21 protein-coding genes, 1 pseudogene and 1 riboswitch are annotated in these 20,979 nt (G+C 26.6%); of the genes and pseudogenes, 19 read left to right on the top strand and 3 right to left on the bottom strand.

Annotation, left to right across the window (positions count from 1 at the left end; translation table 11 throughout):
- Positions 1-66: 66 nt before the first annotated feature.
- The 15 genes and pseudogenes from ACYUDJ_RS01945 to scpB all read left to right on the top strand — a co-directional run bounded on the left by ACYUDJ_RS01945 (position 67) and on the right by scpB (position 13,843).
- A pseudogene (locus ACYUDJ_RS01945) lies at positions 67-887 on the top strand (DUF2935 domain-containing protein).
- Positions 888-1,362: 475 nt separating this feature from the next.
- Positions 1,363-2,889 carry a glutamate/gamma-aminobutyrate family transporter YjeM gene (yjeM, locus tag ACYUDJ_RS01940; protein WP_003485887.1) on the top strand — a complete coding sequence of 509 codons (1,527 nt, stop codon included), beginning with the start codon at positions 1,363-1,365 and terminating at the stop codon, positions 2,887-2,889.
- Positions 2,890-3,149: 260 nt separating this feature from the next.
- Complete coding sequence (locus tag ACYUDJ_RS01935; RefSeq protein WP_043031927.1) at positions 3,150-3,686, top strand: NUDIX hydrolase; 537 nt, start codon at positions 3,150-3,152, stop codon at positions 3,684-3,686.
- Between the two features lie 217 nt (positions 3,687-3,903).
- Positions 3,904-4,557: a stage II sporulation protein M gene (gene spoIIM / locus ACYUDJ_RS01930; protein WP_003485890.1), complete on the top strand. Its 654-nt coding sequence runs from the start codon at positions 3,904-3,906 to the stop codon at positions 4,555-4,557.
- Positions 4,558-4,826: 269 nt separating this feature from the next.
- Positions 4,827-5,702: a site-specific tyrosine recombinase XerD gene (gene xerD / locus ACYUDJ_RS01925; RefSeq protein WP_043031926.1), complete on the top strand. Its 876-nt coding sequence runs from the start codon at positions 4,827-4,829 to the stop codon at positions 5,700-5,702.
- 37 nt (positions 5,703-5,739) lie between these two features.
- Positions 5,740-6,555 (top strand): purine-nucleoside phosphorylase, encoded by an 816-nt coding sequence (locus ACYUDJ_RS01920; RefSeq protein ID WP_042384986.1) that lies wholly within the window; start codon positions 5,740-5,742, stop codon positions 6,553-6,555.
- Positions 6,556-6,849: 294 nt separating this feature from the next.
- Positions 6,850-8,154, top strand: a complete 1,305-nt coding sequence (locus ACYUDJ_RS01915; protein WP_043031925.1) for a pyrimidine-nucleoside phosphorylase — start codon at positions 6,850-6,852, stop codon at positions 8,152-8,154.
- Positions 8,155-8,261: 107 nt separating this feature from the next.
- On the top strand, positions 8,262-8,510 hold the full coding sequence (locus ACYUDJ_RS01910) for a CPF_0552 family protein (RefSeq protein WP_003485900.1): 249 nt from the start codon (positions 8,262-8,264) through the stop codon (positions 8,508-8,510).
- A gap of 151 nt (positions 8,511-8,661) precedes the next feature.
- A complete protein-coding gene (locus tag ACYUDJ_RS01905; protein ID WP_003485903.1) occupies positions 8,662-9,720 on the top strand; it encodes an endonuclease/exonuclease/phosphatase family protein in 1,059 nt (352 codons plus the stop codon).
- Between the two features lie 158 nt (positions 9,721-9,878).
- Positions 9,879-10,601, top strand: coding sequence for an EcsC family protein (locus tag ACYUDJ_RS01900; protein ID WP_003485907.1), 723 nt, complete (start codon positions 9,879-9,881; stop codon positions 10,599-10,601).
- Positions 10,602-10,733: 132 nt separating this feature from the next.
- Positions 10,734-11,957: a D-alanyl-D-alanine carboxypeptidase family protein gene (locus ACYUDJ_RS01895; protein ID WP_003485909.1), complete on the top strand. Its 1,224-nt coding sequence runs from the start codon at positions 10,734-10,736 to the stop codon at positions 11,955-11,957.
- A 69-nt stretch (positions 11,958-12,026) separates the two neighbouring features.
- Positions 12,027-12,314, top strand: coding sequence for a hypothetical protein (locus tag ACYUDJ_RS01890; RefSeq protein WP_003485911.1), 288 nt, complete (start codon positions 12,027-12,029; stop codon positions 12,312-12,314).
- Positions 12,315-12,365: 51 nt separating this feature from the next.
- Positions 12,366-12,548, top strand: a complete 183-nt coding sequence (locus ACYUDJ_RS01885; RefSeq protein WP_003485913.1) for a hypothetical protein — start codon at positions 12,366-12,368, stop codon at positions 12,546-12,548.
- Positions 12,523-13,269, top strand: a complete 747-nt coding sequence (locus ACYUDJ_RS01880) for a segregation/condensation protein A (protein WP_003485916.1) — start codon at positions 12,523-12,525, stop codon at positions 13,267-13,269. Before ACYUDJ_RS01885 ends, ACYUDJ_RS01880 begins: the two co-directional genes overlap by 26 nt.
- Positions 13,262-13,843, top strand: coding sequence for an SMC-Scp complex subunit ScpB (gene scpB / locus ACYUDJ_RS01875; protein ID WP_003485918.1), 582 nt, complete (start codon positions 13,262-13,264; stop codon positions 13,841-13,843). Before ACYUDJ_RS01880 ends, scpB begins: the two co-directional genes overlap by 8 nt.
- Before the next feature lie 61 nt (positions 13,844-13,904).
- On the opposite strand, the gene ytfJ is transcribed toward scpB, so the two are convergent.
- Positions 13,905-14,345 (bottom strand): GerW family sporulation protein, encoded by a 441-nt coding sequence (gene ytfJ, locus ACYUDJ_RS01870; protein WP_003485921.1) that lies wholly within the window; start codon positions 14,343-14,345, stop codon positions 13,905-13,907.
- 68 nt (positions 14,346-14,413) lie between these two features.
- The gene (locus tag ACYUDJ_RS01865; RefSeq protein WP_043031924.1) at positions 14,414-14,932 is read right to left on the bottom strand and encodes a DUF2953 domain-containing protein; all 519 of its coding nucleotides are present in this window, start codon (positions 14,930-14,932) and stop codon (positions 14,414-14,416) included.
- Positions 14,933-15,115: 183 nt separating this feature from the next.
- Between ACYUDJ_RS01865 and ACYUDJ_RS01860 the strand changes: the two genes are divergently transcribed.
- The gene (locus ACYUDJ_RS01860; RefSeq protein WP_003485924.1) at positions 15,116-16,252 is read left to right on the top strand and encodes a D-alanyl-D-alanine carboxypeptidase family protein; all 1,137 of its coding nucleotides are present in this window, start codon (positions 15,116-15,118) and stop codon (positions 16,250-16,252) included.
- Between the two features lie 93 nt (positions 16,253-16,345).
- On the opposite strand, the gene ACYUDJ_RS01855 is transcribed toward ACYUDJ_RS01860, so the two are convergent.
- Positions 16,346-17,440 (bottom strand): AI-2E family transporter, encoded by a 1,095-nt coding sequence (locus ACYUDJ_RS01855; protein WP_042384990.1) that lies wholly within the window; start codon positions 17,438-17,440, stop codon positions 16,346-16,348.
- 237 nt (positions 17,441-17,677) lie between these two features.
- On the opposite strand from ACYUDJ_RS01855, the gene ACYUDJ_RS01850 reads away from it, so the two are divergent.
- The 3 genes from ACYUDJ_RS01850 (at position 17,678) to nuoE (ending at position 20,972) form a co-directional block, all read left to right on the top strand.
- Complete coding sequence (locus ACYUDJ_RS01850; protein ID WP_042384993.1) at positions 17,678-18,556, top strand: ADP-ribosylglycohydrolase family protein; 879 nt, start codon at positions 17,678-17,680, stop codon at positions 18,554-18,556.
- Between the two features lie 143 nt (positions 18,557-18,699).
- A riboswitch (Fluoride riboswitch) is annotated at positions 18,700-18,758 on the top strand.
- A 60-nt stretch (positions 18,759-18,818) separates the two neighbouring features.
- A complete protein-coding gene (locus ACYUDJ_RS01845) occupies positions 18,819-20,006 on the top strand; it encodes a cation:proton antiporter domain-containing protein (RefSeq protein WP_003485930.1) in 1,188 nt (395 codons plus the stop codon).
- A 486-nt stretch (positions 20,007-20,492) separates the two neighbouring features.
- Positions 20,493-20,972: an NADH-quinone oxidoreductase subunit NuoE gene (gene nuoE, locus ACYUDJ_RS01840; RefSeq protein ID WP_043031923.1), complete on the top strand. Its 480-nt coding sequence runs from the start codon at positions 20,493-20,495 to the stop codon at positions 20,970-20,972.
- Positions 20,973-20,979 lie beyond the last annotated feature (7 nt).

The raw sequence follows: 20,979 nt of genomic DNA, 5'->3' as shown, positions 1-20,979 counted from the left end.
ACATAATCTTGTCTATCAACATATTATATTAAGTGATGTAAATTAGCAATATTTTGGAGGATATTTTTGAACATTAGTAATATTAAAGAAATGGCATTGTTTGAGCATCAATTTTGGCTACAGATTTTAGGGGATCACTCTAGATTCCTTTTAAACTCATTTTCACCACATTTTCACCAAAAGAGGTATCTTTTATTGAACAAGCAAATAGATTTAAAAATTTATTCGATAGCTTATTAAAGAAATCAAAACAATTACTTTCAGAAGAAGAACTTTTTACTTTAAACAATCATGCTTATGATGCAGCTATGAAAATTAGAGAGTTTAAGCTGGATATAATTGATAGGCAGATTACCGATAAAATTACCATTTCGTTGCCACCTACATTTATTAATCATATGGTTAACGAAGTTGATGAATATATATTTATATTAACTAGATTAATGGAAGGAGATATCCCTAATATAGGCTCTATTCATCTCAATCTTTTATGGCTTCCGGATGGAGCAGGTCATGCATCTAATATAGCTAGTGGTCTTGATATGACAGAAAAAGAATTGATTAAAGAGAGTAATCAATATTCTAAGGAATTTGATAATTTATATTTAAGGACTATAGAGTACAATGGTTATACAAGAACTGGCATTTGTAATTTCCCTGCACTTGATAGTCTAAATAATAATGTTGACAAAACAATGAGTTGTTTTAAAGAATTCTTAAATGAATTAAAAAGAGGTATTATAGAAAAGAAAATACTTGGAACTCTTGTACCATTGGGACCTGATCATATGTTTAGAGAAGAATGTTACTATTTAATGAAGCTTTCAATGGTTTCAAACATAAAAAAGCCTGAGTGTGACCCTGCAAAACCAAGAGTAGAAAGTTAAATTTAATAAAGAAAAAGAGCCCATTTTATATTTTATAATGGGCTCTTTTTTACGAGAGTTTATCAGTGTAAGTCTAGATATAAAAAATAATTGCGAAGAAGCTACAGGACATAAATCGTATGAATTTAAATTAAATAATGGGAAAAAAACATAAGTAAAACTATTTTTTAAAATTAATATAATCACAAAAATTAAATTCAAAGTTATTAAATTTACTTATAATTAATTAGTTTCCTATAGAAAATTTTTATGCATACTATAATTAAATAAAATTTGAAAGCTTATTTTGGAAAACTAATTACAATATTGAGAAATATTTATGAATATAAGATAAAATGGAAAATAAATTTGATCAATTAACATAAAATAATGTAAATCACCAATATAATAGAAAAAAATACAAAATATTGAAATTGTCAAGAAATAGGTTATAATTAAATTGTAAGAAATAAAATTATAGTATGAGGTGGAAAACATGTCACAAAATTCACAAACAACCAAAAAGTTAACTTTGATACCATTAATATTAATGATCTTTACTTCTGTATTTGGCTTTGCTAACATGCCTAGATCTTTTTACTTAATGGGCTATGGTGCTATTCCTTGGTATATCTTATCCGGTATAACATTCTTTATTCCTTATGCATTCATGATGGCGGAGTATGGTGCAGCTTTTAAAGATGAGAAAGGTGGAATTTATTCCTGGATGGAAAAATCTGTAGGACCGAAATATGCATTTGTAGGAACTTTCATGTGGTATGCATCCTATATAATTTGGATGGTTAACATTTGTTCTACACTATGGATTCCAATTTCAAATGCAATTTTTGGTAAAGATACTACTTCAACTTGGGCATTTTTAGGATTAAATTCAACTCAAGTTTTAGGTGTATTAGGTATAATTTGGATAATATTTGTAACTTTTACTGCGTCCAAAGGATTAGAGAAAATAACTAAAGTAACATCTATAGGAGGAACTGCAGTTGCACTTTTAAATATCGTTTTATTAGTTAGTGCAATAATTGTTCTTATAGCCAATGGTGGACAACTAGCAGAACCTATAACTTCTGTTAAATCTTTTATACAATCTCCAAATCCTGCATATCAAAGTCCAATTTCTGTATTAGCTTTTATAGTTTTTGCTATATTTGGTTATGGTGGTATAGAAGTTGTTGGAGGACTTGTAGATCAAACTGAAAATGCTGAAGTAACTTTCCCTAAAGGAATTACTATTGCAGCTATTATAATTGCAGTAGGATATTCAATTGGAATATTCTTATGTGGTATATTTACAAATTGGAATAGTGTTTTAGCTTCCAAAGATGTAAACATAGGAAATATAGCCTATGCACTAATGCATAATTTAGGATATCAATTAGGACATTCTTTTGGAATTAGTGAAGCATCATCAGTATTAATGGGAGATTGGATTGCAAGATTTGTAGGACTTTCTATGTTCTTGGCTTTAACTGGAGCATTTTTTACATTATCCTATTCTCCACTAAAGCAGCTTATAGAAGGTACTCCAAATAAATTATGGCCTGGAAACATGGCTAAAATTGAAAATGGTATGCCTTTGAAGGCTATGCGTGTTCAATGTATAATTGTAGCAATATTTATTGCATTAGTATCATTTGGCGGAGATGCAGCAGCTAAGTTTTTTGGAAAGTTAATTCTTATGACCAACGTTGCAATGACTATACCTTATATGTTTTTATCATGTGCATTCATTTCTTTTAAAAATAAAACTGAAATAAAAAAGCCATTTGAAGTTTATAAAACTAAAAAAAGTGCAGTTGTTGCTACAGTTATAGTTACATTTACCATAGCCTTTGCTAATTTTTTCACAATTATAGAGCCTGCTACAAAAGGTAATATATCAGATACAATATTCTCAATTATTGGGCCTATATTCTTTAGCATAGTTGCTATATTAATGTATAATTCCTATGAGAAAAAGTATATTATTAAAAGTGAAAAAGATAAAACTAAAAGTTTATAAATTATAATTTATATAAAATAGAGGGGATACTAAAATTAATCCCTTCTATTTTTTTAGTGCGCCAAGCATTGGCATGAACTTGACGATGAAAATATGTTGTTGGTTTGGTAGTGATAACCATTAGTTAAAATAATAAATATATCTATATGTAGTTGAACTATTGGAAAATATAGTACATATAAGGTGTTTTTTAATAAAAAATAATTTATAATTAAATTGTATAAAGATAAGTTAAAAATAAGCATAAAGAGGTGTTTGAAATGAATTTTTATGAAAAAACATTAGAAGAAGAGGAAATATATAAAGGGAAAATAATAAATGTTGTAAAACAAAGGGTGAAATTACCTAATGGTAAAGAATCTTTTAGAGAAATTGTAAAACATCCAGGAGCAGTAGCAATTTTAGCTTATAAAGATGAAGATACAGTACTTTTAATAAAGCAATTCAGAAAAGCTATAGATAAAGATATATTTGAGATACCAGCAGGAAAAATAGAAAAGGGAGAGGATATAGAAAGTTCAGCCTTGAGGGAACTAGAAGAAGAAACAGGTTATAAGGCGAAAAAGATGGAATACTTAGGCAAAATAGTTACATCACCAGGTTTCTCAGATGAATACATATATATTTATAAAGCTTTTGACCTTTGTAAAGGTAAAGATGGCCTAGAGGATGAAGATGAATTTATAGATTTAATGGAAATTAGTATAGAAAAATTAAAAGAATATATTAAAGATGGAAAAGTAATAGATGGAAAAACTATAAGCGCAGTTATGATGGATACTTTATCTAGATATTAGATCTAGGAATTAGTAAAAAATTATATTTTTCTATAGAAAATAATTTTTTAAAAAAGATTTAATTAATAAGTAGCAGATCTATCTATTAGTAATCTTAAAGAATTTATTAGATGTTATTAAAAAAATAATATTTTTAAAAGTTAATAATAGTAGTAATATCCCTCTTTTGTTAGTCATAAATATAAGAAAGATAGAAACAAAGGGGGATAAATTTATTATGGAAAACAAATTTTTAAGTAATATAAACAGACACGTTCAAGAGAATTTTTGGTTATATATTATAAGTCTTTTATGTATTTGTACCGGTATAGTCTTAGGTATATATTCAGTAAAATATATGGGTTCCTTTGAAAAAGGTGATCTTTTAAGCTATGTAGAGAGTTTTAGTAAAAGCATTTCATCTAATGGAATAGATTCTAAATCAATTTTATTTGAAGCTATAAAAAATAATATAACTCTTATTATAGCTATTTGGTTTTTAGGATTAACTATGATAGGAATTCCAGTTATTCTCATAATAGATGTAATAAAAGGATTCACAATAGGTTTTACCACAAGCTTTATTGTAAATGGATTAGGAATGAAGGGAATATGGATGTCCCTTTTAGGTGTATTACCTCAAAATTTAATATATATTCCCTGTATAATATTTGCATCAGTGTTAGCAATGGAATTTTCAATACAAATATTAAGGGATAAAAATAATAGAGGATTTCAAAATGGAATATGGGTAAGAGCTACCTCCTATTCTTTTTCCTTTGTATTTGTAGTAGTAATTATGTTTATAGGGTTTTTAATGGAATCTTATATAACACCTAATATGATAAAGCTAGTAGTAGCAAGAGTAGGGGTTTGTATGTTATGTTTATAGAATATAAGAAAACTATAATTACTTTAATAAAGTGTTTTTTAATATTATTATTTTTTTGCTCCCTATTACCTAAGGCGTTAGATATAGTTCTTTATAATTTTTTTATAAAAGATAAGGTATATGAAAACAGTACTTTAGTATTTAAAAATATAGATTTAAAAATAAAAATTATATATAATTATATACTAGTTTTTAATAATTTTTTAAGAGGTTTTTAAATTAATTTGTTGAATATAATAAAGTAAGCTTAAAAAATAGGGGAATGATAAATGAAAAATATTATAGAAATTTATATAAAAGATTTACAAAAGAAAAACTTAAGTAAAAATACGTTAGAGGCTTATAGAAGAGATGTGGAGAAGTTTAGTGAATTTGTGAAAGGCAGAGAGGAGAAAATACTTTCTGTTGATACAGTTACTATAATGGCCTTCGTTCAATATTTACAAAGAGAAGGACGAGCTACCTCTTCCATAGTAAGGAATATAGTATCTATAAGAAACTTTTATAAATATTTAATTAAAAAAAACATGGCATCTGAGGATCCTACACTAGGATATGAAATACCTAAAATAGAGAGAACTATACCTAAAATACTTTCTGTAGAAGAAGTGGACAAACTTTTGAATTCCCCAGATTCTTCAAAAAAAGGATTAAGAGATAAAGCAATGCTAGAACTTATGTATGCTACAGGAGTTAAGATTACAGAACTCTTAAATTTAAATATATATGATATAAATTTGAAGTTTAATTATATAAAATGTAGAGGCAGTAAAAAAAGAGAGAGGATTATACCTATAGGCTCCTATGCAGTAAAGTGTTTAAAAAATTATTTAGAAGTAAGACCAGCTATAAATGTATATAATTTAGATTATTTATTTTTAAATTTAAAGGGAACTCAAATGACTAGACAGGGTTTTTGGAAAATAATAAAATTTTATGCAAAAGAAGCATCTATAGATAAAGAGATAGATTCTTATACACTAAGACATTCCTTTGCAGTACATTTACTTCAAAATGGAGCAGATATAAAATCTGTGCAGGAGCTTTTAGGTCATAAGGATTTAGCTGCAACTCAAATTTATTCTAGTATATCAAAGAAGAGTAAAATAGCAGAAGTATATAAAAATGCTCATCCAAGGGCATAATTTTAATAAAGCTTTCAAGACGAAGGAGGAGTTAATTTTGAATTTAAAGAAAATAAAAGAAAGTGCAGATTTTGTGAAAAATAACATATCCATAATTCCTGAAATTGGAGTTATTCTAGGATCAGGGTTAGGTGATCTAGCTGAAGAAATAGAAAATAAAGAAATTATAAAATATTCAGATATACCTAATATGCCGGCTTCAACTATAAAAGGACATAAGGGTCAATTTGTAGTGGGAACTTTAAAGGGTAAAAAGGTTATAATGATGCAAGGGAGAGTACATTATTATGAAGGAAATAAAATGAGTGATGTAGTACTTCCTGTATATATAATGAAAGAGCTAGGAGTAAAAAATATAATTGTTACAAATGCAGCTGGTGGAGTAAATGAAAATTACACTCCTGGAGATCTTATGATTATAAAGGATCATATCAATTTTGCGTTTAATAATCCTTTAATAGGTAGTAATGATGAAGAGATTGGCCCAAGATTTCCAGATATGTCAGAAGCATATAATAAAAACTTAATATTCCTTGCAGAAAAAGAAGCTGAAAAACTAGGTTTTTCTCTTCAAAAGGGAGTATATACTATGATGACAGGCCCATCATATGAAACACCATCAGAAATAAAAATGTTAAGAATGTTAGGGGCAGATGCAGTAGGAATGTCTACAGTACCAGAGGTTATAGCAGCAAATCATTGTGGAATTAAAGTGTTAGGAATATCTTGTATAACAAATATGGCAGCAGGTATATTACAGCAGCCACTAAACCATCAAGAGGTTATAGAAACATCCAATAAAGTAAGATCTAAATTTATATCCTTACTAAAATCAATATTAGAAGTTATATAAAATTTTTAATAAAAATGGGTTAATAAGTGATTCTTAAGGTCAAGTATAGAAATGTTTTGTATAAACAACCTCTACTTGACCTTAAGAATCACTTAATATATTTAAACTGTGAAACCTTAAGAGGTTGTTTCAAAATAAAATAGATTTAATTATAACAGCGCAAAGATAAGAAGTATATTTCATAAACTAATTCATTTCATTAACAAATTCTAAATATAGATATATTAAAATTAAATCTATTTCCAGACAGTGCGTTATATTATATAATGATTGTTTTATAGGGAGGAATAAATTATGAGAATGTATGATTTAATCTTAAAAAAAAGAAATGGGGAAGAATTAAGCAAAGAGGAAATAAATTATTTTATTTCAGAATATACTAATGGACATATTCCAGATTATCAAGCTTCAGCTCTTTTAATGGCTATATATTTTCAAAAAATGAGAAGAAGAGAAACTGTAGACTTAACTATGGCTATAGTTAACTCCGGAGATATATTGGATTTATCAAAAATACAGGGAATAAAAGTTGATAAGCATAGTACTGGAGGAGTGGGAGATACTACTACTTTAGTTTTAGCACCTATGGTAGCAGCTCTAGGTATACCTGTAGCTAAAATGTCTGGTAGGGGTTTAGGTCACACTGGTGGAACTATAGACAAATTAGAATCTTTTAAAGGTTTTTCAGTAAATATGACAGAGCATAAATTTATAAATAATGTTAATAATATAAAAATAGCTGTAGGGGCTCAAACAGCAGATTTAGCTCCAGCGGATAAAAAATTATATGCGCTAAGAGATGTTACTGCTACAGTAGATAATATTTCTTTGATAGCTTCTAGTATAATGAGCAAAAAAATAGCTGCAGGAGCCAATGCAATAGTTTTAGATGTAAAAGTAGGAGAAGGAGCATTTATGAAAACTCCGGAAACTGCAAAAGAGTTAGCGGAAGAAATGGTTAATATAGGTAAAAGTGTAGGTAGAAATACTGTAGCTATATTATCAGATATGGATCAACCTTTAGGCTATGCCATAGGTAATGCCTTAGAAGTAAAAGAGGCTATAGATACACTAAAAGGCAAAGGACCTAAGGATTTATTAGAATTATGTTTAACTTTAGGAAGTAATATGGTTATTTTAGCTCAAAAGGCAAATACTATAGATGAAGCAAGAAAAATGCTTTTAGAGACTATAGAAAAAGGGTTAGCTATAGAAAAATTAAAAGAATTTGTTAGATCTCAAGGTGGAGACGATACTTTAGTGGACAATACTGATAAATTACCTAAGGCAGCATATATAATTCCTGTAGTTTGCGAGAAAAATGGATATATAAACAAAATTCACGCTCAAAATATGGGGATAATAGCATCAGAATTAGGCGCAGGAAGAGCTACAAAGGATAGCATTATAGATTTAGCTGTAGGTATAGTTTTAAACAAGAAAAGGTCAGATAAAGTTAAAAAAGGAGATATAATAGCCTATGTTTATGCTAATGATAAAACAAAAGGAGAAAAGGCTGCAAAAGATATATTAAATAATTATGTTATAGAAGAAGATTTAAAAGAAGAATTGCCTTTAATATATGATATAGTAAAATAATATAATTAAAGCATTCTATAAAAGAGTATTTAATTTTTTTAGTAGATTTAAATTAAAACGACAATTATATAATGTTATAATTATATAAACATAGAGGAGGAGTAAATATGTTTTCAATTATGGCAATAAAAATTTCTCCTAGAAATGAAATTGCACCAAAGGTTCAAGAGATTTTAACTAGAAATGGTTGTATAATAAAAACAAGATTAGGACTCCATGAAGCTACCAATGATAGTTGTTCAAAGTGTGGATTAATTTTATTAGAACTTTTAAATAATAAGAAAGAAGACATAGAAAATTTAAGTAAAGATTTAACTTCTTTAGAAGGGGTATCTGTAAAGTTATTAGAAATTTAATACAGAATATATTTAGAAATTAATATTTATAAATACAAATTTACACAATAAGCTTAGGATGTTACTTAGGTTTATTGTGTTTTTTATTGATAATTTTATCCAGTTAAAATATACTTAGAATATATAAAGAGAAAGAGGATGGTGCTTAAAGGTGAAAAAAATCGGACAAGTTTTATTGGGCATAATTATTTTAGTTATATTAATTGTAGGGGGATATATCTTATTTATGACAGTAACAGATTATAAACCAGAGGATAAAATTAAGTTATCCATTGAAAGACAAACAGAGAATAAATTAAATTTAAATGATAGTTTTTCTATAGCTACTTTTAATATAGGCTATGCTGGAATGGATGATGAACAAGATTTTTTTATGGATGGAGGCAAAGGTTCTAGATCATCTAGCAAAGAAAAAACTATGGAAAATATGAAAGAAATAACTGCTTTTTTAAAGAAAGATCATAGTTCCTTTATATTTTTACAAGAAGTAGACACTAATTCAACTAGAAGTTTTAGAATAAATCAATATGATTATTTAAAAAATAACTTAAAAGCATATTCTTCAAGTATGGCTTTAAATTATAAAACACCCTGGGTACCAGTACCTGTATTAAAGCCACATGGCACTGTTAATGCAGGCTTAGTAAATTTATCTAAGTACAAGGTTAATTCAGCCACTAGATATCAATATCCAGGTAAAGAAGGTTGGCCAAGACAATTGGCAGAATTAGATAGATGTTTTTTAGAATCTAGAATCTCTCTGGAAAATGATAAAGAATTAGTTCTTATAAATTCTCATCTATCTGCTTATGATAAAGGTGGTAAAATAAGAAAACAGCAACTTTCTTTTCTGAGAAATTATATAATAAAAGAATATAAAAAAGGGAATTATATTATAGTAGGTGGGGATTGGAATCACTTAATACCGGGAACGGATCCTTTAATATTTAAAACTACAGAAAAGTGGCCAGATTGGCTCCAAAAAATACCTAATGACTTTAAACCAAAGGAATTTAAGTGGGTAGCGGATAAAAATGTTCCAACCACTAGAACGGACGCCACTCCTTATAAAAAAGGAGAAAATTTTACAGCAGTTATAGATGGATTTTTAGTATCAGATAATATAGAAGTTATAAGTGTAAAAGCTCATTCAATGGATTTTAAAAATACAGATCATAATCCTGTCAATATGAAATTTAAATTAAAATAATTTATTAGGACCGTTAACATATTTAAATATAAAATAGGTTAATGGTCCTAACAAATTAGGTAATATATAAATAGAATTATTAGCTTTAAGTGGAGTATTAGGCTTAGTAATCATCATGTAAAAATTAGTTCTTAAAATAAAAATAAGGAGAATTTTGTATGACTAAATATGAAATAGATGCTATAAATGAATTAAATATGTTTAAGAAAGAAATGACCAAAAGAGATTCTATAGTTTATAAAGTTACAAAAAAAGTTCAGAATAAAACTAATAGCTTTATTCCTGAAAAAGCACATAAAGTAATTACTGAAGGGGTTAAAAATATGATAAAGGTTGTACTTTTTACTTCTAAATATGTTACTATTAAGCCTCCTAAATTAGCCAATTTAGAAGAAAGAGAAAATTTAGCTTATGAAAAGTTAAATTTATATAGAAAAACAGCAACAATTAGTGGTGCAGGTACAGGACTAGGAGGATTAATGTTAGGTCTTGCAGATTTCCCTATATTATTAACAATTAAGATTAATTTTTTATTTAACTTAGCTAATATATATGGTATTGATGCTAGAGATTATAAAGAAAGATTATACATTCTATATATTTTCCAATTAGCTTTCTCAGAGGGAAGTGAGAGAAGAAAAACCTATAATAAAATTATAAATTGGAGTAGTTATAGTAAAGAATTGCCAACGGATATTAATACTTTTAATTGGAGAGAGTTTCAGCAAGAGTATAGAGACTATATAGATTTTTCAAAGATGCTTCAAATTATTCCAGGTATAGGTGCTCCAATAGGTGCTTATGCAAATTATAAATTAATGAATAAATTAGCTTATGTCGCTATTAATTGTTTTAGAATGAGATATTTTTCTTTAAATTGATTTATATAAAAAATACATATAATTAGTTTTAGTATTCCTCCTAACAGAGTCTAGTTATTTATCTATAGAAAATTTTTCCGTGATAATATTATGAAATTCTGGAGAAAATATTTGTAAAGGAGGGAACTATAAATGAAAAGAAAAATTTATTACTTTTTCAGTGTAATAATTACCATAACCTTTATTTTTGGTGTATTTGTAACACCTGTAAATGCGTACAGTAAACAAAATGACTTAAAAAAAGAAGAAAAAACGGAAGAGAAAGATTCTAATGAAGGAGGTAGTTTAGATGTAGAAGCTAAGTCTGCACTTCTTATAGAACCTACAACAGGAAAGGTTATTTATGAAAAAAATTCTCATGAAAAATTTGCTCCAGCATCAGTCACAAAAATTATGACAATGCTTCTATCAATGGAGGCGGTAGATAGTGGTAAAATAAAGTTAACTGATAAAGTTACCATAAGTGAAAATGCTAAAAAAATGGGTGGAAGCACCATGCTTTTAGATGTAGGAGAAGAAAGAACAGTTGAAGAACTTTTAAAAGGAATAGCAATAGCTTCTGGAAATGATGCTGCAGTAGCCATGGGAGAATACTTAGCAGGTAGTGAAGAAGCATTCGTAAAAATGATGAATGATAGAGCTCAAAAATTAAATATGAAAGATACATCTTTTAAAAATTGTACTGGACTTAGTGAAGAAGGTCACAAAACTTCAGCTTATGATATATCTATAATGTCAAGAGAATTATTAAAACATAAACAAATATTGAAATATACAGGAACATATATGGAAACCATATCAGAAGGAAGAAAAAGCCCTATAGGGTTAGTAAATCATAATAAACTTGTTAGATTCTTTAAGGGTTGTGATGGCTTAAAAACAGGATTTACAGATGAAGCTAAATATTGTATATCAGCTACAGCAACACGAGATGGAGTAAGAATGTTAGCAGTAATAATGGGTGCTCCAACCTATAAAATAAGAAATAAAGATGCTAGTAAACTTATGAATTACGGATTTTCAAAGTTTCAATGTAAAACTATAGTTAAAAAAGGAGATGTAATATCAAAGATACCTTTAAATTCTAAAGGGGATAAATATTTTATGGCAAAATCCTGTGAAGAACTAAATGCTATAGTAGAAAAAGGTAAGAAAACAAAAATAACTAATAAATGCATTATAGATGAAAATAAGAAAGAGTATAAAATAAACGAAGAAGTTGGTATATGTGAGTTTTATTCAGATGGTAATTTAATAGGTAAGGTTAAGATAACATCTGATAGAAATATAAGAAAGTCAGGAATTTTTAATCAGTTTAAAGGTGGATTTGAAAGATTAATAGATAAGGGTATATAATAAGAATATATATGATTTAAAAGGAGGGTAAAAGCTAACATGACTATCTCATGTTAGCTTTACTTAAATATGAATATACTAAATAAATTTACGAAAAAAGAATTAGAAAATATTTTATTAGATTATTCTAATATTTATGTTAGAATATTAAATGTACTTTATTCAATAAAAGGTGAACATGGACAAAGTATTTTTATAGATAATTCCTTCTTAAACAGGGATTTGAGAAAGTCTATACATAAATATATACATAATAAAGAAGTTTATGATTTAAGTTTATCTAATGCTAAGGATAACTATGAAATTTATAAAGTATCAAGTAAAACTCATAGTTTTGAAAGAATTTTATTAGCCTAGAATTCAAAATTTAGATACAAAGTATATAATTATGAGAAAAATATAAAATTAATGGATTTAACTATGAATGGACAGGATATAAAAAAATTAGGCATAAAAGAAGGAAAAGAAATAAGATTAATATTAGAGTATATGAAAAAATATAAAATTAATTTAGGATTACTAGACGAAGAAAATTTTTTAATAGATAATATGGGAGAGATAAAAAATGCCATTAAATATAAAAATACATAATTTCGATGGACCTTTTGACTTATTACTACATTTAATTAAAAAGAATAAAATGGAAATATATGATGTAAGTATATATGAAATAACTAATCAATATTTACAGTACTTGAATAGAATGGAAGAGTTAGATTTGGAAATAACTTCAGAATTTATAGTTATGGCAGCTACCCTGATTGAAATAAAATCTAAATATTTATTACCTAAAGTGGAAGAAGAAAAAGAGGAAGAGGAGAATGATCCTCAAAAAGAACTTTTAGACAAGCTTTTAGAATATAAAAAATTTAAAGCTGCTGCAGAGTTTTTTAAAACTCGTCAAAAGATAAGTGGAACATCCTTTAGTAAAAAACCAGAAATTATAGAAGTTAAAAATAAAGAAACAACCACAGAAGAACTACTTAAAAATGTAACAATGTTAAGCTTATATAATACATATAATGATTTAATAAGTAAATATTCGAATAAAATGAATGAAAATGTGGAATTTAAAGGAGAAATACAATTAGATAAATATAAAATAGAAGATAAGATAGAATATATCGGTAAAAAAATAAGTTCAAAAGAAAAGTGGCTTTTTTCTGATTTTATAAAAGAATGTAGTTGTAAAATGGAGATAGTAGTAACTTTTTTAGCTATACTAGAGCTTATAAAGTTAAAAACAATACAAGTATACCAATCTAATAATTTTAATGATATACATATAGAAAGAGGCGTTGTAGGTGAATAAAGATTATGAAGAACAATTAGAAATAAATGAAGTATCACAAAAAAACAAATATAAATCTATAATAGAATCTCTTTTATTTATGAGTGGAGAACCTATTAACATAAAAGATTTAGCAACTATATTAAATTGTAAACATGATAAAGTAAGCTTATTACTTAATGAAATGAAAAATAACTATGCTAGTAAGGATAGGGGGATAAAAATATTAATATATAATAAAGCTGTTCAACTAGTGACTAAACCAGAAAATAGCATATATGTAGAAAAACTATTAAAAACTAATGTAAGACAATCCTTATCTCAGGCAGCTTTAGAGACATTATCAATCATAGCATATAAACAACCTATTACCAGAGTTGCTATAGACGAGATAAGAGGGGTGAAAAGCGATAGAGCTATATATACCCTGTTAGAAAAAAACATTATAAAAGAATGTGGTAGACTGGAGGTACCAGGTAAACCTATTTTATATGGTACTACGGAAGAATTTTTAAAATTTTTTGGCTTAGATAGTATAGAAGCTATTCCTAATTTAGAAGATTTACTAAAAGAATTTAGTAAAGAAGAAGATTAATCCTTAAAACAAACTAAAAAGTAGTATAAAAGCCCCTTAAATATATATTAGGGGCTTTTATTTAGATTTCATGATTATTAAAATTACTGTCACAGCTAGAATTTTCTTCAGAATCATTTTCCTTTTTATTACATCCAAACTTATCTTTTAACATATCCATTATTTGGGGCACATTATCTATTAATTTTTCATAAGTATTTTTATGATCTACAGATAAAAGTCTTATTTGATCACCTTTTATTACTAGAAATGCAACTGGTTTTACAGTAACACCTGCTCCAGATCCCCCTCCAAAAGGGTAATTTAAGTCATTCTCATTTTGCTTTTCAGATAAATACTCGGAACCACCAGAAGCGAAACCAAAGGAAACTTTAGATATAGGTACAATTGTAGTGCCATCGGGACTATTTAAAGCATCACCTACAATTGTATTTACATCTATCATATCTTTTATGTTTTCCATGGTATTTTTCATTAAATTTTCAATAGGATGACTATCCATTAAAAAAACCTCCTCATATAATTTATTAACAGATTTTTTATTTTTAAAATTTTATTAATAAATTTATTTTATGCCCTTTTTAAATTTTTATAATTTATTTTAAATGAAATGTATATATATATAATTTTTACCAAGCTTATATAAAATATACCTTTAAATTTAAACTCTATAAAATTTTTGTTTTTAAATAAAGGGGTTATATTAAACTTAAAATTTTTAAGTTTAAATATTTTAAGTAAATAATTATAAATATAAGGTACTAGACTTTGCAGTGCCCCATAAATAATAGCTGAATAAGCTGCATCTTCTATATCATAATTTAAAAAAGCAGAGATATTAGCTTTAGGTTTAAAATTACATTTTTCTAAAGTTACTTTTAAAGCTTTTGTCTTGTTATCATCTTTTTTCTCATTTGTTTTTTTATTAATATAATTTTGCTTTTTTATATTTTTAGATTCTTCTTTTTTCCATTTAAAATTATATATATACACATTAAAGTATTTATCAGTATATATAACTGTTATTTTAAAAGGCATGATTAAAATAAGTATAAAAATTATAAATATTGAAATAATAAAAAAAAGCATGTTAAAAGCCTCCTGGAGATTTAAATATTATAAATTATTGCCAATAATAAAAAAATATAAACAATTATATAAGTAAACATATAAAAAATTATGTAAATTAAATCAAAAGGTAAACTAAAAAACTATTTATTTTTCAAAAAATTTTACAAATAATAAATACAACATAACTGGAGAGTGAACAAGATGAAAAAAACTCTAAAAAACAAATTTATATTAATACTTTCTTTAATATTTATAGTTACATTAATACCAACAAAAGCTTACGGGAAAGAAGAATCTCAAAAAAACAAACCACCTTATATTAATGCTAGATGCGCCATTGCCATAGATAAGGATACGGGAATAGTATTATTTGAAAAATCAGCCAACGAAATAGTTCCTATTGCAAGCACCACAAAAATAATGACCACTCTAGTAGCACTAAAGTATGGAGACTTGGATAGAAAAATAGAAATCTCTGAAAATGCAGATAAAATAAAAGGATCAACGGTAGGCTATAAAAAAGGTGAAAAAATAACCTTAAGAGAATTACTTTATGGCCTTATGTTAAGATCCGGCAATGATGCAGCTATAGCTATAGCTGAGGGTATAGCAGGAAGTGTAGAGGGTTTTTCTAAACTTATGAATGAGTATGCTAGTGAAATAGGACTTTTAAATTCTCACTTTATAACTCCCCATGGTTTAGATAAAGATGAACATTACTCTACAGCCTATGATTTAGCTCTAGCTACAGCAACTGCTAAAAAATATGAATTGTTTAATAAAATAGTATCCTCCAAAGATGTAAAAAAAGAAGAATATAGTTTTACAAGAGATTACCACAATATAAATAAAATACTTTGGAAGATACCTGAAGCGGATGGAGTTAAAACAGGGTATACTGGAAAAGCAGGTAAATGTTTAGTAACCTCCTCTAAAATCAATGGTAATGATATTATAATAGTAGTTTTAAACTGCACTCCTAGATGGAATGAGACAACAAAAATACATGATTATGTGAAAAATAATTATGATTTTAAAAAAATATGTACTAAAGGAGATATATTAGATCAGGCTGTTTTTGAGGAAGGTTCCGTAAACATAATAGCAGACAAGGATATAATTATTCCTTTTAAAAATGGAGCAAATTATTCTATAAAGATAAATAAGCCTAAAGAGTTAAATTGGAAAGTTAAAAAAGGTGAAGATTTTGGATCTATTTCTATATTAAATGGTAATGAATTAATCTATAATAAAAAACTTAAAGCAGGAAATAACTTATCTAAGGGTGGAATAAAAAATTGGTTTTTAAATAAGAAGAAATGCACCTCTGATAAATAAGCATTAATAAAAGGGATATCTCAAAATAGATTTAATATTTAGAGTTCTAAATATTAAATCTATTTTGAGATATCCCTTTATTGTTGTTTTAATTTATTTTTTATTTAATTTAATTTCTATGTATTTGTCTAAATAAATTTTTATGATGGCTGCAATAGGCACAGATAAAAACATACCCATTACACCAAAAGTTCCTCCACCAATAGTTATTGCAAATATTATCCATATAGGACTTAAGCCAACTTGATTTCCAAGAATTTTAGGCCCTAAATACCAACCATCAAATTGTTGAAGTATTACTATAAAAATTAAAACCCAAATAGCTTTTATATAATTAAAAAACAATGTTATTATAAAAGCAGGTATCATTCCTATAAAAGGACCAAAATAAGGAATCATATTTGTTATTCCTACAATAAAAGATATTAAAGCAGCATAAGGAACTTTCATTATTGTTAATCCCGCAAAACACATTAATCCAATTATTAAAGAATCTATAGATTTACCTATTATGTATTTTGAAAAAACCATGTCTACCTCTTTGAAGAAACTCAAAATTTTTGAATAATTTTTTTCACCAGATAGCGCTAATATAAATTTTTTTAAGTTTTCTATAAGACTTTCCTTATCTAATAAAAGGTATATAGAAATAATTAATCCAAATACAAACTTAACTAAAAATGAAGTGAATTTTATTGTAGTATTTAAAAATGTATTTATAAATGTATTAGTTAAATTAGATATTTTATTCAATAAACTAGGTATATTATTGCTTATTTGAGAATTTTCCATTAACATATCATATACCTTTGAATATTTTATATTATCATTAAACCACTGAATTGTTTGATTAATATAATCAGGACTATGAGCGAAAAGATCCCCAATATTTTTTATAATTTTAGGAACAAAGGTATTTATAAATAGTATCAAAAGGCCGATTACAATTATATAAGTTATAATAATACTAAATATCCTTTTTAATTTAAATTTATTTTGAAAATATTTCATTAATGGATTTAATATATAAGCAATTCCAAAAGCCCAAATAAATGGTACTAATATTGATAAAAAAGATTTCATAAAAGAATAAATATTTTCTATGTTGTTTATAAATTTTAAAAGTAGAAAGGATATCACTAGTATAGGTATAAATTCTAAGAATGGTATTTTTTTATTTTTCGTCACCTGTTTAACCCCCAATTATAGATAATAATAACCTATGCGCTTTATAAATTTTACTATATTGTAATAGATTTTACAACCTATATAATATTATAAATGCGTTTAAAAAAATTAAATCATAAGTATATATTAATAAATTTTTAATATTCTGAATTTTGTCTTGCTAATACTATTTATGATATAGTTATGTGATATAATAAAAAACAAATAAATTTATTTTTTAGTATGGAGGGCATTAATATGGATACAAAAACTAGAATACTAGGAGGATTATTTGGAGTAGCCTGTGGAGATGCTTTAGGTATAACATTAGAAAATATGGATAAAGAAGAAATTCATAAGTATGGATATTTAAAAGAAATAGTTGGCGGTGGGGTTTTTGATTTAAAGCCAGGCTGTACAACAGATGATACTTTAATGGTGTTATGTGTAGCTAAAGGAATATTAAATAATCCAGAAGATCCAAAAGATAGCATAGGAAATGAATTTATGAAAGTATACCAAGATCTAATAAAATATGGAGGCACTACTATAAAGTGTACCATAGAAAAATTTTTGGAATGTAGAGACTGGTATGAAGCTAGTTTACACAGCAGTGAAGTACTTAGCTGGCAAGCTGCTGGTAACGGAGCCTTGAAAAGAAGTCTGCCTGTAGCTTTATATTATAAAGATTATGATGAAATAGTTAAAATAACAAAAGAACAATCTCAATTAACTCATAGAAGTAAAATTGGAGAGAGAGCTTGTCTTCTGTATAATACATTAATTTATTATTATATAAAAGAATATGATAAAAATGAAGCATTAAAATTAGTACTTAAAGAATTTGATGAATTTTATGAGATAACAAATATAAATAAATACTCATTAAACTCATCCCCTTTTGTAGTAGATTCATTAATGTGTGCTATTTGGAGTATTATGAATACAACTACAGCAGAAGAAGCTATATGTGAAGCAGTTAATTTAGGTGGAGATGCAGGAAGTGTAGGGGCAATAACTGGAGGACTAGCCGGTGTGTATTATGGATATGATGCTTTACCGAAAAAATGGACAAACATAATAGATAAAAAACAAGAATTATTAGATATAGCCTTAAAATTAAGTAAAAATAGTTAGAATTTTTATTAATAAAAGTAAATAATTTGTTAACATAATTGTTAAATAAATAAACAATAGTTTGTGCAAAATATAACAATTACTAATTGAATAGAATTTATTGTTGACTATAATAATAAATTGTGGTAAATTAAATGAGTAATTTAAAAATAGGCGATGGAGTTCGCCATAATCGCGTAATGCTAATGACTCCTACAAATAATATGATTGTTATTTGTAGGATTTTTTGCGTTTGTAATAAAAATTTAAGGGAGGAGATTTTATGGCAGGAAGTTTAGCTATTATTATTTTATTAGGATTAATTGCAAATAAACTCTTTGAAAAGTTAAATCTACCAGGTCTTTTAGGAATGTTAATATTAGGTATTATAATAGGCCCTCATGGTTTAAACTGGTTAAGCAAAGATATATTAAATACTTCATCGGATCTTAGAAAAATTGCTTTAATTGTAATTTTATTAAGGGCAGGATTAGGTCTTAATAAAGACGAATTAAAATTGGTTGGTAAAACAGCTCTAAAATTAAGTTGTATACCTGGAATTATAGAAGGATTATTTATAGCAATAGCCTCCGTAAAACTTTTAGGTTTTTCTTTTATACAAGGAGGATTATTAGGATTTATTATTGCTGCAGTTTCCCCAGCAGTAGTTGTACCTCAGATGTTGAGCTTAATGGACAAAGGCCTTGGTAAAGCTAAGGGGATACCAACTCTCATATTAGCCGGTGCTTCTATAGATGATGTTTTTGCAATAACAATATTTACCACACTTTTAGGATTATATACGGGGAAGAATATAAATATAGCCATACAGATATTAAAAATACCTGTTTCTATAATATTAGGTACATTAATTGGTGTATTATCAGCAATCATTATTATAAAGATATTTAAAAAGTATCCTATAGATAACACTAAAAAGATATTAATTATACTTAGTATATCTATTATACTTACTTTAATAGAAACTTTACTAAAGGGTAAATTAGAAATAGCTAGCTTATTGGGGGTTATGTCTTTAGGCTTTGTAATATCTGATAAAATTCCTAGTATAGGAGATAAAGTATCTAAAGGATTAAATGAAATATGGGTTTTTGCTCAAATACTTTTATTTGTTCTTGTAGGAGCTGAAGTAAATATGGTAATAGCTTTTAAATCAGGATTTTTAGGTATAATTATTATTGCTTTAGGTCTTATAGGAAGAAGTATAGGAGTATTAATTTCTCTGAAAGGTTCAAATTTAAATATAAAAGAAAAACTCTTTTGTGTTATAGCCTATATCCCTAAAGCTACAGTTCAAGCAGCTATGGGAGCAGTACCATTAGCCAATGGTGTAGCAGCAGGAGATATTATTTTAGCAATAGCAGTTTTGTCAATTTTAACTACAGCTCCATTGGGAGCTATAGCAATAAATTTATCTGGTCCAAGATTATTAGAATCAAACCTTTCTTAGACTAGATCAAATTTTTTATAAAATATATCTCTTTTGCTATAAAAAACTTTGAAAAATACAAGAAAATCATTAAGTTGTATAAAAATAGATTTAATTTTAATATAACAAATTAAAAAATACAAATACTAAATATATGAATAAGCTTTAATAGTTCTTAATCTAGGGAAATTAATTGATTTATAAGTGTATTTTTTATCTTTGCGGTGTTAAAATTAAATCTATTTTATTTTGAAATATCTCTTTATACAAAATTTATGTTAATTTATTATCATTCATGATACATAAGAATGAAGGATTTAAGCAAAAGATTGTTAAATAATAGTAAAAAATCTCCCTAAAATTAATGAAAACTTAATGAAATTGATAAAAGTAAAATTTACCACAATTAATTTTCAGAAATATGTTAATTTTCTAAAGAATATATAGTATAATATAAAATAAAAAAATAAATGGATTTTTCAAATAGCAAAAAGGGGGAGGATTCCTATGTGTTCCAATGAGTTAGCAAATATCAAATTCAAAGAACTAGAAGAATATATAAACAATATCTCCAATAAGAAAGGATCCCTTATAGAAGTGCTTCATAAGGCTCAACATATTTTTGGATATCTTCCAAATGAAGTGCAGGAATTTGTAGCTAAAAAGCTAGATATTCCCGTTTCAAAGGTTTACGGAGTTATTACTTTTTACTCTTATTTTACTACAGAACCAAAGGGTGAAAATGTTATAAATGTCTGTATGGGCACAGCTTGCTTTGTAAAGGGAGCTGGGGATGTACTTTCACAATTTGAAAAGAAATTGAATATAAAAGTTGGAGAAACCACTAAAGATGGCAAATTCACATTACAAGTTTTAAGATGTGTAGGGGCCTGTGGATTAGCTCCAGTAGTTACAATTAATGATAAGGTATATGGACATTTTACTAAAAATGAAGTAGATAAAGTATTGGAAGAATATGGGGCGTAGGAGGGAT

The organism is Clostridium sp. CTA-6, assembly GCF_054768115.1.
Note: the sequence above shows the minus strand (reverse complement) of the source record. Positions and strands in the feature narration are given on the sequence as shown.

Coding starts and splice junctions, on each gene's coding strand:
- ACYUDJ_RS01880 (WP_003485916.1), top strand. CDS start 12,523: ATGCCATTAAATATAAAAATACATAATTTCGATGGACCTTTTGACTTA.
- xerD (WP_043031926.1), top strand. CDS start 4,827: ATGAAAAATATTATAGAAATTTATATAAAAGATTTACAAAAGAAAAAC.
- ACYUDJ_RS01895 (WP_003485909.1), top strand. CDS start 10,734: ATGAAAAGAAAAATTTATTACTTTTTCAGTGTAATAATTACCATAACC.
- ACYUDJ_RS01910 (WP_003485900.1), top strand. CDS start 8,262: ATGTTTTCAATTATGGCAATAAAAATTTCTCCTAGAAATGAAATTGCA.
- nuoE (WP_043031923.1), top strand. CDS start 20,493: ATGTGTTCCAATGAGTTAGCAAATATCAAATTCAAAGAACTAGAAGAA.
- ACYUDJ_RS01860 (WP_003485924.1), top strand. CDS start 15,116: ATGAAAAAAACTCTAAAAAACAAATTTATATTAATACTTTCTTTAATA.
- ytfJ (WP_003485921.1), bottom strand. CDS start 14,345: ATGGATAGTCATCCTATTGAAAATTTAATGAAAAATACCATGGAAAAC.
- ACYUDJ_RS01915 (WP_043031925.1), top strand. CDS start 6,850: ATGAGAATGTATGATTTAATCTTAAAAAAAAGAAATGGGGAAGAATTA.
- ACYUDJ_RS01845 (WP_003485930.1), top strand. CDS start 18,819: ATGGCAGGAAGTTTAGCTATTATTATTTTATTAGGATTAATTGCAAAT.
- ACYUDJ_RS01935 (WP_043031927.1), top strand. CDS start 3,150: ATGAATTTTTATGAAAAAACATTAGAAGAAGAGGAAATATATAAAGGG.
- ACYUDJ_RS01890 (WP_003485911.1), top strand. CDS start 12,027: ATGAATATACTAAATAAATTTACGAAAAAAGAATTAGAAAATATTTTA.
- spoIIM (WP_003485890.1), top strand. CDS start 3,904: ATGGAAAACAAATTTTTAAGTAATATAAACAGACACGTTCAAGAGAAT.
- ACYUDJ_RS01850 (WP_042384993.1), top strand. CDS start 17,678: ATGGATACAAAAACTAGAATACTAGGAGGATTATTTGGAGTAGCCTGT.
- ACYUDJ_RS01900 (WP_003485907.1), top strand. CDS start 9,879: ATGACTAAATATGAAATAGATGCTATAAATGAATTAAATATGTTTAAG.
- ACYUDJ_RS01865 (WP_043031924.1), bottom strand. CDS start 14,932: ATGCTTTTTTTTATTATTTCAATATTTATAATTTTTATACTTATTTTA.
- yjeM (WP_003485887.1), top strand. CDS start 1,363: ATGTCACAAAATTCACAAACAACCAAAAAGTTAACTTTGATACCATTA.
- ACYUDJ_RS01885 (WP_003485913.1), top strand. CDS start 12,366: ATGGATTTAACTATGAATGGACAGGATATAAAAAAATTAGGCATAAAA.